The organism is uncultured Maribacter sp. (assembly GCF_947496775.1).
Classification (GTDB): Bacteria; Bacteroidota; Bacteroidia; order Flavobacteriales; family Flavobacteriaceae; genus Maribacter_B.
Genome location: NZ_CANMDU010000006.1, coordinates 1 through 15,084, shown reverse-complemented (window position 1 = coordinate 15,084; position 15,084 = coordinate 1). Strand labels below are relative to the sequence as shown.

At 31.5% G+C, this 15,084-nt stretch carries 16 protein-coding genes; 7 read left to right on the top strand and 9 right to left on the bottom strand.

Features of this window, described 5'->3' with window-relative positions; all coding sequences use genetic code 11:
* Position 1: 1 nt before the first annotated feature.
* The 4 genes from Q0856_RS10720 to Q0856_RS10705 all read right to left on the bottom strand — a co-directional run bounded on the left by Q0856_RS10720 (position 2) and on the right by Q0856_RS10705 (position 3,861).
* Entirely contained in the window at positions 2 to 367 is a 366-nt protein-coding gene (locus Q0856_RS10720; protein ID WP_298475215.1) for a response regulator transcription factor, read from the bottom strand.
* An 8-nt stretch (positions 368 to 375) separates the two neighbouring features.
* Positions 376 to 2,160, bottom strand: coding sequence for an ATP-binding protein (locus Q0856_RS10715; protein WP_298504856.1), 1,785 nt, complete (start codon positions 2,158 to 2,160; stop codon positions 376 to 378).
* 304 nt (positions 2,161 to 2,464) lie between these two features.
* Positions 2,465 to 2,863, bottom strand: coding sequence for a hotdog domain-containing protein (locus Q0856_RS10710; protein WP_298475209.1), 399 nt, complete (start codon positions 2,861 to 2,863; stop codon positions 2,465 to 2,467).
* Between the two features lie 101 nt (positions 2,864 to 2,964).
* The gene (locus Q0856_RS10705; RefSeq protein ID WP_298504853.1) at positions 2,965 to 3,861 is read right to left on the bottom strand and encodes a DUF72 domain-containing protein; all 897 of its coding nucleotides are present in this window, start codon (positions 3,859 to 3,861) and stop codon (positions 2,965 to 2,967) included.
* A 105-nt stretch (positions 3,862 to 3,966) separates the two neighbouring features.
* Here Q0856_RS10705 and Q0856_RS10700 point away from each other — a divergent pair, with 105 nt between their 5' ends.
* From Q0856_RS10700 to Q0856_RS10690, 3 genes are all read left to right on the top strand, one after another.
* Positions 3,967 to 4,734, top strand: coding sequence for an outer membrane lipoprotein-sorting protein (locus tag Q0856_RS10700; protein WP_298475205.1), 768 nt, complete (start codon positions 3,967 to 3,969; stop codon positions 4,732 to 4,734).
* A gap of 55 nt (positions 4,735 to 4,789) precedes the next feature.
* Positions 4,790 to 7,813 (top strand): hypothetical protein, encoded by a 3,024-nt coding sequence (locus Q0856_RS10695; RefSeq protein WP_298504850.1) that lies wholly within the window; start codon positions 4,790 to 4,792, stop codon positions 7,811 to 7,813.
* A gap of 124 nt (positions 7,814 to 7,937) precedes the next feature.
* Positions 7,938 to 8,348 (top strand): glyoxalase, encoded by a 411-nt coding sequence (locus Q0856_RS10690; RefSeq protein WP_298475202.1) that lies wholly within the window; start codon positions 7,938 to 7,940, stop codon positions 8,346 to 8,348.
* Here Q0856_RS10690 and Q0856_RS10685 read toward each other — a convergent pair.
* Positions 8,337 to 9,005, bottom strand: a complete 669-nt coding sequence (locus Q0856_RS10685) for a DUF2461 domain-containing protein (protein WP_298504848.1) — start codon at positions 9,003 to 9,005, stop codon at positions 8,337 to 8,339. The two genes, Q0856_RS10690 and Q0856_RS10685, sit on opposite strands and share 12 nt — an antisense overlap.
* A gap of 109 nt (positions 9,006 to 9,114) precedes the next feature.
* Here Q0856_RS10685 and epsC point away from each other — a divergent pair, with 109 nt between their 5' ends.
* Both epsC and cysM read left to right on the top strand, forming a co-directional pair.
* A complete protein-coding gene (epsC, locus tag Q0856_RS10680; protein ID WP_298475198.1) occupies positions 9,115 to 9,906 on the top strand; it encodes a serine O-acetyltransferase EpsC in 792 nt (263 codons plus the stop codon).
* Positions 9,899 to 10,786 carry a cysteine synthase CysM gene (gene cysM, locus Q0856_RS10675; RefSeq protein WP_298504847.1) on the top strand — a complete coding sequence of 296 codons (888 nt, stop codon included), beginning with the start codon at positions 9,899 to 9,901 and terminating at the stop codon, positions 10,784 to 10,786. The genes epsC and cysM overlap by 8 nt, the downstream gene beginning before the upstream one ends.
* Here cysM and Q0856_RS10670 read toward each other — a convergent pair.
* Together Q0856_RS10670 and truA are read right to left on the bottom strand one after the other, a co-directional pair.
* Positions 10,783 to 11,580: an alpha/beta fold hydrolase gene (locus Q0856_RS10670; RefSeq protein WP_298504845.1), complete on the bottom strand. Its 798-nt coding sequence runs from the start codon at positions 11,578 to 11,580 to the stop codon at positions 10,783 to 10,785. The two genes, cysM and Q0856_RS10670, sit on opposite strands and share 4 nt — an antisense overlap.
* Positions 11,581 to 11,588: 8 nt before the next feature.
* On the bottom strand, positions 11,589 to 12,374 hold the full coding sequence (truA, locus tag Q0856_RS10665) for a tRNA pseudouridine(38-40) synthase TruA (protein WP_298504843.1): 786 nt from the start codon (positions 12,372 to 12,374) through the stop codon (positions 11,589 to 11,591).
* 130 nt (positions 12,375 to 12,504) lie between these two features.
* Between truA and Q0856_RS10660 the strand changes: the two genes are divergently transcribed.
* Together Q0856_RS10660 and Q0856_RS10655 are read left to right on the top strand one after the other, a co-directional pair.
* On the top strand, positions 12,505 to 12,939 hold the full coding sequence (locus Q0856_RS10660) for a hypothetical protein (protein WP_298475190.1): 435 nt from the start codon (positions 12,505 to 12,507) through the stop codon (positions 12,937 to 12,939).
* 271 nt (positions 12,940 to 13,210) lie between these two features.
* Entirely contained in the window at positions 13,211 to 13,588 is a 378-nt protein-coding gene (locus tag Q0856_RS10655) for a hypothetical protein (RefSeq protein ID WP_298504840.1), read from the top strand.
* Positions 13,589 to 13,671: 83 nt separating this feature from the next.
* On the opposite strand, the gene Q0856_RS10650 is transcribed toward Q0856_RS10655, so the two are convergent.
* Positions 13,672 to 14,556, bottom strand: coding sequence for an anti-sigma factor (locus Q0856_RS10650; RefSeq protein WP_298504838.1), 885 nt, complete (start codon positions 14,554 to 14,556; stop codon positions 13,672 to 13,674).
* A 182-nt stretch (positions 14,557 to 14,738) separates the two neighbouring features.
* Positions 14,739 to 15,084: T9SS type A sorting domain-containing protein (locus Q0856_RS10645; protein ID WP_298504837.1), on the bottom strand; the 346-nt coding region annotated here is incomplete at its 5' end.

Genomic DNA, 15,084 nt, shown 5'->3' with positions numbered 1-15,084 from the left:
TTTATTTATTCAATTCTTTGGTAATTCTTATTAATAATTCAGTTGGACTAAAAGGTTTTGCAACAAAATCACTTGCTCCTAATTCAAAAGCACTTAAGACATTTTCCTCGTTACCTGCGGAGGATATTATTATAATTGGAATTTTTAGTTTAAGTTCATTTCTTACAAAATCTACTAATTCTATTCCGGAGAAATATGGCATCATAATATCGCTTACGATAATGTCTGGAATGCTTTTACTTAAATATTCTTTTACTTCTTTTCCGTTTTTAACGAAGGTCACTTCGTATCCTTCTTTTTTAAGTCTAAATTGAAGTAAAGAAACAAGTAACTCATCGTCATCGGCAAGCAATATTTTTTTTGTCATGCCGTGTTTTATTGATTTCTAAACTTTTCTAAAGCGACATCTATATCTTTTTCTACTTTGGGATACTCTATTAAAAAACGGCCATATAAAAACTCCACATGTTTTTTATCTACATTATTCTTACAGCTATTCTGCATTTGCACAATAATCTCATACAAACTATCCGTTTTAAGCATAGCTAAACCTGCCTTTATTTTATGTGCGGCAAGAGCTACTTCTTCAAAAGAATTATTAATTAAGTGTACTTTTACAACACCAATAAATTCTAATGCATTTTGCTTATAAAGACGTATTAACTCATCTAACAATTCTATCTGCCCCATACACTCTTCCCATATGGAGCTTAAGTCTACTTCTTTTTTAGTACTTAGATCTTTTTGTACTTCTATAAAGGCTTTAGGTTCTTTTGTTAATACCGCTTTCATATTTTTATTTTTTACTAGTTTTATTAATAAATCATCTGGGCTATATGGTTTTAATATAAAGTCATTAATTCCATGTTCTTTGCATAGCTGCTCATCCTTAGCACTAAAGTCCGCAGACAATGCAATTATTGGTACTTGATTTATATATTTCTTTTTACTACTTCTTATTATTTCCGTGACCTCGAAACCATTCATTTCTGGCATTCTAAGATCCATTAAAACAATATCTATCTTTTTGTTTTTTAATATATCTAGGCCTTCCTTAGCATCTTCTGTTATATAGGTTTTACAATTCCAGGATCCTAAACGTTGTTCAATTAATTTTTGATTTAAAAGATTATCTTCAAAAACTAAAACCCTAGTACCATTTGCAAGTTGCTTACCTTTTACAAGGTTAATAGTATTCTTATTTTTATTAATTACCTTAGAATCATCCCCTTCTTTATACGGAAGAGAAAAATTAAATGTGGTTCCAACTCCTTCTTTACTTTTCACTTGAATTTGACCACCTAATTTTTCAATGATTTGTTTTACTATGCTCAACCCAAGACCAGTACCGCCATACTTAGTAAAAGTATCATGTTCCGCTTGCTTAAATGAATCAAAAATATGGCTTAACTGCTTTTGAGACATTCCAATACCCGTATCGGCAATAATAAACTCAATAATATATTCCTTTTTATTTACTAATTCTTTTAACTCTATTTCTAAATTTATCTCTCCTTTTTCTACAAACTTTATGGCATTACCCATTATGTTTAATAAAATTTGAGACAATTTAGAGGGGTCTCCAATTAAAGTTTCTGGAATTGCTTCATCTAAACTAGAATTAAGTTTTATCTCTTTATTTACAATAAGCGTTTGGCATAAATAAGTAACATCTTTAACAAGACTATGAAAATTAAAATCAATACTCTCAAACTCTTCTAAGCCTGCTGATAATTTGGAGTATTCTAATAACTCATTAATTATCTCCATTAACGAATATGAGGCCGACTGTATGGCATTTACCTGTTCTAACTGTTTGCCTTTTAGTTTACTTTCTTTTAATAAATCTGCAAAGCCAATAATTCCATTCAAAGGAGTTCTAATTTCATGACTAACGTTTGCTATTAGCTTAGTTGCATCAGAACTTGTATTATTTTCTTTAACCTCTAAAGGTTTAATTTCCAATTTTTCGGGTAAAATATCATCTTCTGAATATGCAGGGATAAGAGGACTAAAAATTTTGTCTTCTAAATTTTTCTTAAACGAGGAAAAAGATTTTTTGAGTTTAGAAGCTTCTTCTGAACTTAATTCATCGAATGAAAATTCGCTTAATGAAGATTCTAAACGAGAAATTTGGGTTAGTAGACTTTTTGCTTTCAATGGTATGTGTTTTTATTAAAATAATGAACTGTAATTCTGAATTTATTCTAAACATAAATTCTACAGAACCTAATTTTACTTTGTATATAAGCACTAAAACTCCACCATTAAAGCCTTGTAGGCAATTAAATGTTCTCTATAGTATTAAAAGTGTTGTAAAACAGCTTAATCTGTAGGTTTGTATTATAAGTGTTAATAGTATTTTGACCTATTTATGTGCCTTTTATCGATAAAACAAAATAAAACTAGCCAATATATTTACTTATAATGACTCCTTAATTAAACAACAAAATAGGTATCATAATCATTTATCTGAATCGGCTAGACGATCTTTTACATACTCAATTTTTGTTTTTCCGTGATTTGTTGGTTTCCCATTTTCATTTAGATTAACCATAATGATATTGTCTACGGTAACAATAGTTTCGTGCGTCATTTTATTACGGACTTCACAATTTAAGGTAAGAGAGGATTTTCCGAATTTAACAACTTCAATTCCAATTTCTATGACATCCCCTTTAACGGCACTACTCATAAAATTTATCTCGGACATGTATTTTGTAACAACTCTTTTGTTTTCTAACTGAATAATACTGTACAGAGCCGCTTCTTCATCTATCCATGCTAAAAGCTTGCCCCCAAATAAAGATTCATTAGCATTTAAATCTTCAGGTTTAACCCATTTTCTGGTATGAAATCTCATAATTTTATATTTAACAACAAACTACTTTTACCTAAGCTTTGAAACCCAAATTCAAAGTATTCGCTTACTATTATTAAATAAAATTAAATAAGATTAAGGACCTAAAATAGCTTTGGATTAGAATTAATATTCGTTTTAGGAATTATTAAATTACAACCTAGTCTTTTATTTAAATTGGTAATAAAGTAGGAGGATAATAACGGAGACTCCAATTCCATATTTTGATGCACAAAAAAATGTATGTTTTTAAGACCTTTTTCTTTCCAAACAACAAGTTTATCCACCCAATCATCTAATCTAGAATAATCACTTTTATGATTAGCCCCTACATACCTAACAAATGCTTCATTATTTGTTAGTCTCATATGCATAATATCTCTCCTACCGGCAGTATCTACCAATGTGTTGCTTATATTATTCTCTTCTAACAAATGGTATAATTCATTAGCTACATTTTTATCCTTAAACCAATCTGTATGTCTAAACTCCATTGACAAAGAAAATTCTTTAGGCCAATATTCAACAAAACGTACTACTCTATCCCAATTTTTTGGTCCAAAATTACTGTGCATTTGAAGAAAAATAGTTCCTAACTTTTCCTTTAAGTTAGAAGTAACATCTAAATAGTGATCTAAAATTGGATAAACTTCATCATTCAAACGTCTTAAGTGACTAACGTTTTGCACTACTTTTGGAAAAAACTTAAAATTAATAGGGGTCTTATCGTACCACTTTTTGTATTGTTCTACCGAGAAAATTCTATAAAAAGTAGCATTTAATTCTATACTATTAAATTGAGAAGAATAATAGCCCAACTCATCTTTTGTTCCCTTTGGATAAAAATTTTTTAAATCTTGTTTATTCCATTTAGCGCAGCCAACATAGATGTTCAATGGTTCTTCTGTTTTATACTTAGATAATAGAATTTCAGTATCTACATGGTCATCAGGTATTGAAAAATCGATATTCTCAGGGTGTTCTACTTTTCCAAATTTCATTTAAAATATATTTGATTTGTTTTTTGAAGGAAAAATACTTCATGATTATGTAACAATATATGTAAATTTGATACTAATCCTTAAATTAATAATAAAGAAACACTTATGAAAACACTAAAATTATGTATTGCCGTATTAACTTTAGCCTTTATAACACCTATTCAAGCCCAAACAGCTGATGAAATCATTAACTCTTATTTTGAAAACATTGGTGGTATTGAAAAGCTCAAAAGTGTTTCTGGTGTTAAGATGACAGCCAAAATGAACCAGCAAGGAATGGAAATTCCATTAGAAATTATACAGTTAAAAGATGGCAGACAAATGACACTGATTAATTTTCAGGGAAAAGAAATTAAACAAGGTGTTTTTGATGGGGAAATTTTATGGGGTCATAATTTTATGACAATGAAAGCAGAAAAAAGTGACACAGAAACTACTAATAATTTTAAATTAAATTCAAACGACTTTCCAGATTCTTTTATGAATTATAAAGAAAAAGGATATACTGTTGAATTACTAGGAAAAGAAACTATTGATGGTGCTGAAACTTTTAAGGTTAAATTAGTTAAAGAGCCTGTCATGGTAGACGGTAAGGAAGAAGAAGATGTTTCTTTTTACTATTTTGATGCTGAAAATTTTGTTCCTATTGCAATACACTCTGAAGTAAAATCTGGACCTGGTAAAGGGATGACTTCTGAAGTAATTTTAAGTGATTACCAAGAAGTAGACGGAATATACTTCCCTTTTTCTTTGACTCAAGGTGTAAAAGGGCAAGCAGGTAGCCCTATTACTATTGACTCTATTGTTTTGAACCCAGAAATAGATGATAGTTCTTTTGTGTTTCCTGATGAAATAGAAACTGAAAAAAAATAATTATTATTAACCCTAAGACCCTATTTATAGGGTCTTTTTTATATGACTGACTAAAATGAAAGGACTAATTATTTCAGCAGTAATAATTGCAACAGCATTTTCTTTCAATGGAAATGCTCAAAATAAAAAAAATAGCGGAAAAGAAATTTTCGGAGACCTTACCGCAAGACATATAGGCCCTGCTTTAATGAGCGGACGTATAAATGATTTAGAGATACACCCTACTAATAGTAGAATTATTTATGCCGGTGCAGCTGGGGGTGGTGTTTGGAAATCTAATGATGCAGGAACTTCATTTAATCCAATTTTTGATGAATATTGCCAATCTATTGGAGCAATTACACTAGATCCCAATGACCCCGACAATACAATATATGTTGGTACCGGTGAAACTTGGCCTAGAAATAGTGTTTCTATTGGTGATGGTTTGTATAAATCTGTTGATGGTGGATCTAATTGGAAAAAAATAGGATTAGAAAAATCAGAACGCATAGCAAACATAATCGTAAATCCCCAGAACTCAAAAGAAATATATGTTGCGGCTTTAGGTGCTCTATGGGGCGATAGTGAAGAGCGTGGAGTGTATAAGTCTACAGACGGTGGAGCAACATGGAAAAGGTTATTATATGTAAATAGCAAAACCGGATGTGCAGATTTAGTTATGGATCCAACAAATTCAAATGTTCTTTATGCATCCATGTGGGAGTTTAGAAGATCAGGATGGGGTTTTGAATCTGGAGGTAGTAATAGCGCATTATACAAATCTATGAATGGTGGTGCCAGTTGGAAGAAAATTCACAAAGGATTCCCGGTAGGTAAATTAGGACGTTTAGGAATTGCTATTGCCCCATCTAACCCAAAAGTACTTTACACCGTTATTGAAGCTGAAAAAGATGAGCATAAAGGTTTATACCGAAGTAATAATTCTGGTGCTAGTTGGGAACAATTGAATAATGATTTTGGTATTACAGTTAGACCTTTTTATTTTTCTAGAATAGTTGTAGACCCTAAAGACGAAAATGTAATAGTCAAAGGAGGGTTAAGTGGTTCTATTTCTAGAGATGGAGGAAAAACATTTAAGTCTTTAGGAAGAATGCATAGCGATATTCACGATATTGCTTTCAGTATAAAAGACTCCGATATTATGTACGTAGGTACAGATGGCGGTGTTTATCGTTCCTGGGATGGTGGTACTAATTTGGAAATTGTTGAAAATTTACCCTTGTCCCAATTTTATCATATTAGTGTGGACGATGCTACTCCATATAATGTTTATGGAGGATTACAGGATAATGGTTCTTGGTATGGTCCCTCTTCATCTCCTGGCGGAGTTGAAGCAAAAGATTGGAATTCTGTAGGCTACGGAGATGGTTTTAGAGTATTAAAACACCCCACTAAGAATATTATTTATTCCGAAATGCAAGGAGCCAAAAATGTATGGAGATTTGACGTAGATCGAAATTTATCTAAAACCATACAACCATTAGCAACTGATGATGAAACAAAATTACGTTTTAATTGGAATGCGCCAATGACTACAAGCTCTCACCAACCAGATAGATTTTATATGGGAAGCCAATTTGTTCATAAATCTGAAGATATGGGAGATACTTGGGAAATTATTTCTCCAGATTTAACTACCAATGACCCAACAAAACAAACACAAGAGAATTCCGGAGGACTTTCCAAAGATAATTCAGGAGCAGAAAACCATACTACTATTTTTACTATTGCAGAATCTCCTTTAGATCAAAATGTAATTTGGGTAGGAACGGATGATGGAAATGTACAAGTAACTAAAGATGGAGGTAAATCATGGTCCAATACTATTGCTAATATTATTGGTCTTCCAAAAAACACATGGTGCTATCATATAGAAGCTAGTGTCTTTAATAAAGGAACTGCTTATGCTGTTTTCGATGGCCATACTATGAATGACATGAATCCATACGCATATAAAACCACCGATTATGGAAAAACTTGGACCAGTATTATAACGGAAGATGTTACCGGTTTTGCACGAAATATTCAAGAAGATTATGAAAATCCAGACCTTCTGTTTTTAGGCACAGAATTTGGGCTATATATAACCATGGATGGAGGTAAAAATTGGAAAAAATTTACAAACAATATGCCTTCTGTTGCTGTTCATTATATCGATTTACAAAAAACTACTAATGATTTGGTTATGGGTACTCACGGTAGAGGGGTTATTATTTTAGATGATATTTCCCCATTGAGAGAGTTGAATGACGAAGTTATGAGCAAAAAATTACACTTCTTTAAAAACCAACCCACTGTAATAAATGAGGATAGTAATTTCTCTGGGAACTTTGGAAAAGAAACACAATTTACTGGAAGAAATAAAACTACAAATGCCCAAATAAAGTATTATTTAAAAAGCAGGCATACATTTGGTAAAATGAGCTTGGAAATTCAAGATATGCAAGGCAAAAAAATTGTTGAGTTGGGTCCAGGGAAATCTAAAGGAATAAATATTGTTAATTGGGGATATTCTAGAAAGCAACCCAAAGTGGCCAAAGGAAAAACCTTTACTTTTGGAGGCTTTGCCTCTCCCAATGTGCCTGCAGGGACATATAAAGCAGTAATAAAAAAAGGAAAAGACACTTTTGAGCAGACTTTTGAGTTGGTATACGATTCTAAATCTACTTTAACAGAAGATGACAGAAAATTAAAAAATGAAACTACAACGCAACTTTATAATATGACTGAAGAACTGGCTTATGTAGTTTATGAATTAGATGCAATGTTAGCTAAAGCTACCGAAAACAAGAAAATGAAAAGCAAACTAAATGCATTAAAAGAAACTTTAGTTATAACCACAGGAGATAATTATGTAGGGTCATCAGAACCTCAATTAAGAGAAAAAATGACGAGTTTATTTAGCAAACTTGCCAATAACTATGATAAACCAACAAAATCAGAGTTAGATAACTTGGAGGTAATATCTAATAGGTTTAACAATGCTAAAGAGAACTTTAACAAATTAAAAAAGAAGTATAAAAAATTTGAAACTTTAGACGTATTGAGTTTTGAAGATTTTTTACAAAGTAAATAACCTATAGGTAAAATGGACCTTCATATGATGAAGGTCCATTTTGTTTATAACCCGTTAAAAAGTATTTTTTAGAAGTTAAAACAGGGCGTACTTAATTTCTATCTTTAATAAAAATACTTCCGTTATGAATGATAGGTCACAGTATCTTTTAAAATTCCGCCCAGAAGTTTCACCAAAAGTTGTTAATGAATCTATGAGTCCTAGTGAAAGGTTTCAAAACCAAACACTAAGACCTGTATTAAAATTTCAAAATTTAATACTTATAGCGGCTTTTCGAAATTACATTACTAAACATAAGAATAAATTTTATGAACTTTCTCTAGAAAAGCGAATGGAATTTATTGAAAATGCCGTACAAAGAGATATAAAATTCCGAAACTCCTTAAAAGGAATAATTATTGGTCTTTTTACCGAAGAAGAATATCAAATTTATATTCAAAATTCTTCTGCTCTTAATAAACGTATGATGAATTTAGTTATAAAGAGATTACAAGATCAAATTCAACTTTTTGAAGTGGAGGCATTAATCTATTAAAGATTCTCCATTTAAATTAGTAGTAAGTATACTACTCATTAAATCAAAAAAGGGTCTAATAGATTGGTACGCGATATCTATATCTGATATAAAGTTTTTAGATAATACTTGCTTATCTGTAAATTTCTTAATAAAAATAAACTGCTTTCTTTTTATTAAATCAATATTTGGATCTGCTTTATCAAAGCCTTTCGGGGAAGTCTTTACAGAATCTCCTACAACTTCTCCCCAAACATTTTTAAAATCATCATTCTCTATTACTTCTCTTATCTCAGAAGAATCTAACTCAAATTCCTTTCTTATTCTTAACAAATCGGGCGGTGCGGGGTCCCAAAAGCCCGTTGCCAAAAAACTATCCCCAGGTTTAATTTGTAAATAATACCCTCCCCTTAGTTTAGCACCTAATCTAGAAAAAGAAATAGAAAAATGAGCTTTATATGGTGTTTTATCTTTAGAAAAGCGCACATCTCTATAAATACGAAACACTTTCATTTTTTCTATTTCATCATGCTCATTAAGATTCTGCATCACATTTTCCGCAAGTTTCTTTACAGAAGCTTGGTGTTCTTTAAATTCTAGTTTATTCTCAGTAAACCATTCTCTATTGTTGTTTTGTTCTAATTTTTTTAGATAATCAAATACTGGTTTTGTAATCATGGAATGTAACATTCGACTTAGGTGTTGTTATTTTATGCTAAAGTTAACCATTTGAAATATAATCCTTTTTAATTATTGGTTAATTTTGGTATTCATAAATTCGTACAACATGAAACTGGATTCAGTTATCAATAAAATTATTCAACATAAAAAGCAACCTAACTTAAGGTTTCGCTTAAAAGAAAAAGTGGAAGAATTTACGGACAGACTATTCTATACACTTTTTGATATAGATACGCCGGTAAAAGATAACCTAAGTAAACTAGAAGAGGATTTTGATGCTTTGGTAAGTTTAGCCTGTTGGGAAGTGAACAAACCTTGCAAAAAGGTCTGGGAAAATTATGTTGAAAAATTACCCTTGGTTTTAGAAAAATTGAATATTGATGCTGAAGCTACTGTAGAATGTGATCCTGCATCTCTTTCTATTGAAGAAGTATATATGGCCTACCCAGGTTTTTATGCTATTGCAATATATAGGTTAGCACATGAATTATATAAAGATGGTTTTCCTCTAGTCCCTAGATTAATGACGGAATACGCTCATAGACAAACTGGTGTAGATATTAATCCAGGTGCAATTATTGGAGACGCTTTTCATATTGACCATGGAACAGGAATTGTAATAGGAGAAACCGCAATAATAAAGAACCATGTAAAAATATACCAAGGTGTTACTTTAGGAGGGTTGTACGTTGCAAAAAATCTTCAAAAAGTAAAACGACACCCAACTATAGAAAACAATGTTACTATTTATGCAAGCGCAACTATTTTAGGAGGTAATACTGTTATTGGAGAAAATAGTATTATTGGCGGAAACGCCTGGATTACGGAGTCTGTACCCGCAAATTCCACAGTTTATCATACACCAGAAATAAAAATAAAAACCCTTCCGAATGTCTAAAACTATATTAGATTTAATTGGCAATACTCCATTAGTAGAAGCAAGAGTATTAAATCAAAACCCGAATGTAAAGTTATATTTTAAAATGGAAGGCCATAACCCCGGAGGAAGTGTTAAAGACCGTGCCGCATTAAATATGATAACAAGTGGTTTAGAGACAGGTACCATTAAAAAAGAAGATAAGATAATTGAAGCTACCAGTGGAAACACAGGTATTGCTCTTGCGATGATAGCTGGTTTCTATGGTTTAGATATAGAATTAGTAATGCCAGAAAACTCTACAAAAGAAAGAGTACAAACCATGAGAGCTTATGGTGCTAAGGTAATACTTACTAGTAGCGATGTTGGTATAGAAGGTGCAAGAGATTATGCTATGAATAAGGTATCCAAAGGAGGTTATGTGATGCTAAATCAATTTGCGAATGAAAATAATTGGAAAGCACATTATAAAACTACAGGACCAGAAATTTGGAAAGATACTAATGGAGAGATAACCCATTTTGTATCTGCGATGGGTACTACAGGTACCATTATGGGTACTTCTACTTATTTAAAAGAAGTTAATCCAGAGATACAAATAGTTGGTGTACAGCCTATGCATGGAGCTAAAATTCCTGGAATAAGAAAATGGCCAAAAGAATATTTACCAGAAATATTCGACGCCTCAAAAGTAGACACTGTTATGGAAGTAAATAGTGAGCAAGCAACCCAAACGACTATAAGACTAGCTAAGGAAGAAGGTATATTCTCTGGCATGAGTAGTGGCGGAGCAGCACATGCAGCAATACAATTAGCCTCTAAATTGGATAATGGTGTTATTGTATCTATTATTTGTGATCGCGGTGACAGATATTTATCTTCTGATTTGTTTAACAATTAATTAAGAGCTTCTTCCAAACCTATTTTAAAACTATTAAAATCTTGCAGGTAATTATGACCTGCATTTTTTATAGTATAAAATTTTTTGTTATTCCCTGGTATTTCATCAAACAATTGTTTCCCAGAAGCAAAAGGAATAACTCTGTCTTCTGTTCCATGAAAAATAAACACTGGGCATTTTACTTTCTGAACAAATTCATTAGAAGGAAATCTAAAATTAGACAACCAATCTATTGGTAAAAAAGGAAACCTGTGTTGCCCTAAGGCAACTGCGCTATAAAAAGGTGATTCTAAAATTAGTTTACACGGTTTTTTCTTTCCTGCTAAATAAGAAGCTACACCGGTTCCAAAAGATCTACCATAAAGAACAATTTTATCTTCTGAATATTTAGACAGTGTGTAATTATAAGCTAATGTGGCATCTTCGTAAATAGCATTTTCGGTAAGAGCCCCACTACTCTTTCCAAATTTTCTGTAATCAATTAAAATGGCATCGTATCCTTTTTCCGTAATTCTATTGGCTACATGTCCTAAATGAGATATATTCCCTGAATTTCCATGAAAATATAAAACCACTCCTTTCTCTGATTCATTTTTAATATGTACTCCATTAATTTTACCTCCATCTTCTGCATTTATCCAAAATTCTTCAAAAGATTGGCAAAAATCATAGGTATGGTTCATTGGCATTCTTGAAGGCATAAACACTAGTTTTTCTTGATTATAATACGCCAATGCCGCAATAACAATATATAAAACACTAATAATAAGTACTATTTTTTTTAATCTTTTCATGCAAAATATTAATTAAATTCTAAGCTATTTAGTAGTAAGCCCGAACCGGGAGCCACATGTTTTAGTAAAGTATTGTCTTCTTTAGTTAAACTAAGTTTAAGTTTTTCTATAGCAAAATCTCCTTTGCCAATTTGTATTAGTGCTCCCATCATCATTCTAATTTGATACCGAATAAATCCCTTCCCCTTTACATGAAACGCATAAGTCTTTTTAGGAAGAAAATTCGCTGTAATTATTTCATTTTCCTTTATATAAGAAGATATAACTTCTCTTTCTACTATTGTGTTTTCTTGTAATCTGGCAGTAAAACTTGAAAAATCATGAGTACCTACAAAATAAGTAGCTGCCTGCTTCATTAAATCCAAATCTAAGTCTTCCTGAATATTAGTTAAAAAGGGAGCACAAAAAGGATGGTTTTTCTCTCCAAAAGAAAATAAATAAATGTACTCTTTTACTTTACTATTTTGAATTATATTAAAATCTTTTGTAGTTTCCTCTACACTAATAATACGAATATCTGACGGTAAATTTTTATTAAACAGGCTCTTAAATTCTCTTAAATCATTAATAGACTCTTCATTAATAAACAGTTCAAAAGCAGCATCTAAAGCTGATACTTTTGCATCTGTTCTTCCTGCCCCTAAAATTTTAAAAGAAATATCCGGAAGAATGTATTTTAAAGTTTTGGTAAGCATACCCTCAATAGTTTTCTGTCCTGGTTGTTTTTGCCATCCACTAAAACGAAAACCTAAATATTGCAGTTTTATTAAATAATAATATTTTTTCTTTTGCATTAAATCCTATTTCAACTTTAAAAATAAAGGTTTTTTTAAGTACTGCCTATTTCATATTCAATTATGAAAATATAATTGCTCTTTTTTTTGTAATTTAATAAGAACTTTTAACCAACAAAAAATTAATATTATGACTACAAACAACGTAAAACCACCGATTTGGTTCTGGATTGTTAGTGCCATTGCCTTACTATGGAATTTAGCTGGTGTTGGTGCTTATTTGCAACATACCTATATGTCCATTGAAGATTTAGAAAAATTATCCCAAGCAGAAAGACTTTTGTATGAATCGCAGCCATCATGGGTTACTGCTGCTTTTGCTATTGCCGTTTGGGGAGGAGCATTAGGGTGTATTGCTCTTTTATTAAGAAAAAAATGGGCAAAACCTATGCTCCTAGTCTCTTTACTAGGTGTTTTAGCTCAAATGGCGCATTCCTTTTTTATATCTAACTCTTTTGAGGTTTACGGTCCAGGCGCTATGATAATGCCAATTATGGTGATTATAATAGCCATAGCTTTGGTTTTCTTTGCTAGAAAATCACAAGATAGAAATTGGATTTCTTAATAAAGAAAAACATAGCTAAACAGTATGAACCTTAATTTTTCACCACAGATTTTTGGCTTTACTCAACATTGAATGCTGTTCATCGATTTTTTTAAAATAAACAAAATATGGTGCCGTTTAATTCTAAAATAATGAGTTTCCCCAAAAGACTCGCAACCTACTTTATATGCACTTAATCTCCAAAATTCTCCCATGGAAAAGGAGTCTTTACGTCACTATTACGGTATTAGCATTGCTAATAGTATTTAGTTTTTACGGCTTATATACTAATATGTTTTATTTTTTTAAAATTGACAATTATATATTTCCTATTCTATCCTTAGTACACTTTATTTTTTTATATGTATTATGGTTTAAAATAAAAGAAGGAGAAATAAGCGACCCGCAAATGCGGAATTTAGAATATGGTTTATATGTGGTTTCCTTAATTTACATCTTTAAATTTGCAGATACAATATATATACTTTCTACTTATAAAGAATTTGAAAGTCACCAACTACCAGCGACATTTTTTCCAGTAGGAATTTCTATAATTACGCTTTATGCCTTTTTATTTGGGCTAACATTATTATCATTCTATTACAGGAAAAAGCATGTGGGAGCCTATAATATTGATATTCTTAATGAACAAATTGATCACTGGGAATAAACACAGTTTATTATTAAGTAAAAAAGCCATGGAACATTTCCATGGCTTTTTCTTATTATAAACAAACTGTAAAAACTAAGTTTTTATCTAGAAACGGAACCAGTAGGAAAACTTTCTGTTACATAATCTGTAACTTCTTGTACTCCCATAGCATCCGCAGGAATCATACCAAATAATGGTTTTAAAGTAAATGGAGCTGCACTATTATCTGGGTAAGGTTCTATACTAATTACAGCAACTTTACCTCTAACATCTGTAGGGAAAATAAGCCCACTAGGCGCATTCTCTAAAAAATCTTCTCCTGGAAACGGAGGGCCTGGATTTGCACCACTAAATGGACTACCTTCATCTGTACCCGTTAAAGAAGTAAAAGTACCTGTAGATAAAGGAACACCGTCTATAACTACCCAACCTTCATATTTCCAACCAGCTTCTAAAGCAGGTAATTCCAAACCAGCTACTGGGCTACCAGAACTATTATCTAAAAACCATACTCCACTATTCTTTTCTTCTTCTACTCCGGTTCCAGTAGGAGCCGCAATAATGAATTTACCACTAATCGCATCAAAAGAAGAAGCTACTGTACCTGTAGTTAAACTAGCGCTATTTCCATTAAAATCCCCAACAAATATCTTTGTATCTGCAGGTGCTGGAGATGGGTCTGGATTTGGCTCAATAGATAATACAAATTTTGTTGCACTAGCAAGTACGTCTGCGTCTAAAGTAAAACTAGATTGTGATAACTCCTGATTATCATTTACAGAAAAAGTTCCCGTAGATACAGGAGCTCCACCTACAATTATCCAACCTTCATATAAATAATCAGACCCTAAATTGTCCAACCCAGAGATGTTTAATGTTAAAGCTTTCGTAGTTGGTGTTTGTTCTCCATCGTCGTCATTACTACAAGATGACACGATTGCTAAAAGGGCTATTAACAATAAGTTTGTTAATTTGAATTTTTTCATAATAATTGTTTTTTTAATTATACTACAAATTAACAGTGAGGATATAACAGAAGTATCACAGAAGTATAAACTTTTGATTTTTTACTCAAAAATCTAGATTTAACTACCATAAGATTTTTCTAAAAAACACCCTCTACAAAAATGATATGCAGAGGGTGCAACATTAATGGTTCTAAAAAAAATTAAAAAATAGTTACTTTTTTGGAAACGGATTTACCATTTTCATTTCTTATTCTAAGAATATATACACCTGCTTGTATTGTGTTAACATCTAAAGAAGTCTTCTGGTTTTCTATTTGCTTAGTTTTATTCAAGATTGCATTCCCTGCAAAATCATACAATACCATATTGATTCTTCCTTTTTCAAAAGTTTCTAAAGCTACATGAATAGTATTCTTTGCTGGTATTGGATAAAGTTTAGCTTTAATTTTGTTAGTAACACTAGGCAAATTACGTACTACGGTTATTGAATTAGATAAATCGAAACAACCATATAAATCATTAGCGTTTTTGTCTACTTCTGCTCCT

What these genes read in the sequence shown, in the direction of transcription:
- Q0856_RS10720 (WP_298475215.1), bottom strand. Translation starts at nt 367, where the DNA reads ATGACAAAAAAAATATTGCTTGCCGATGACGATGAGTTACTTGTTTCT.
- Q0856_RS10710 (WP_298475209.1), bottom strand. Translation starts at nt 2,863, where the DNA reads ATGAGATTTCATACCAGAAAATGGGTTAAACCTGAAGATTTAAATGCT.
- Q0856_RS10705 (WP_298504853.1), bottom strand. Translation starts at nt 3,861, where the DNA reads ATGAAATTTGGAAAAGTAGAACACCCTGAGAATATCGATTTTTCAATA.
- Q0856_RS10700 (WP_298475205.1), top strand. Translation starts at nt 3,967, where the DNA reads ATGAAAACACTAAAATTATGTATTGCCGTATTAACTTTAGCCTTTATA.
- Q0856_RS10695 (WP_298504850.1), top strand. Translation starts at nt 4,790, where the DNA reads ATGAAAGGACTAATTATTTCAGCAGTAATAATTGCAACAGCATTTTCT.
- Q0856_RS10690 (WP_298475202.1), top strand. Translation starts at nt 7,938, where the DNA reads ATGAATGATAGGTCACAGTATCTTTTAAAATTCCGCCCAGAAGTTTCA.
- Q0856_RS10685 (WP_298504848.1), bottom strand. Translation starts at nt 9,005, where the DNA reads ATGATTACAAAACCAGTATTTGATTATCTAAAAAAATTAGAACAAAAC.
- epsC (WP_298475198.1), top strand. Translation starts at nt 9,115, where the DNA reads ATGAAACTGGATTCAGTTATCAATAAAATTATTCAACATAAAAAGCAA.
- cysM (WP_298504847.1), top strand. Translation starts at nt 9,899, where the DNA reads ATGTCTAAAACTATATTAGATTTAATTGGCAATACTCCATTAGTAGAA.
- Q0856_RS10670 (WP_298504845.1), bottom strand. Translation starts at nt 11,580, where the DNA reads ATGAAAAGATTAAAAAAAATAGTACTTATTATTAGTGTTTTATATATT.
- truA (WP_298504843.1), bottom strand. Translation starts at nt 12,374, where the DNA reads ATGCAAAAGAAAAAATATTATTATTTAATAAAACTGCAATATTTAGGT.
- Q0856_RS10660 (WP_298475190.1), top strand. Translation starts at nt 12,505, where the DNA reads ATGACTACAAACAACGTAAAACCACCGATTTGGTTCTGGATTGTTAGT.
- Q0856_RS10655 (WP_298504840.1), top strand. Translation starts at nt 13,211, where the DNA reads ATGTTTTATTTTTTTAAAATTGACAATTATATATTTCCTATTCTATCC.
- Q0856_RS10650 (WP_298504838.1), bottom strand. Translation starts at nt 14,556, where the DNA reads ATGAAAAAATTCAAATTAACAAACTTATTGTTAATAGCCCTTTTAGCA.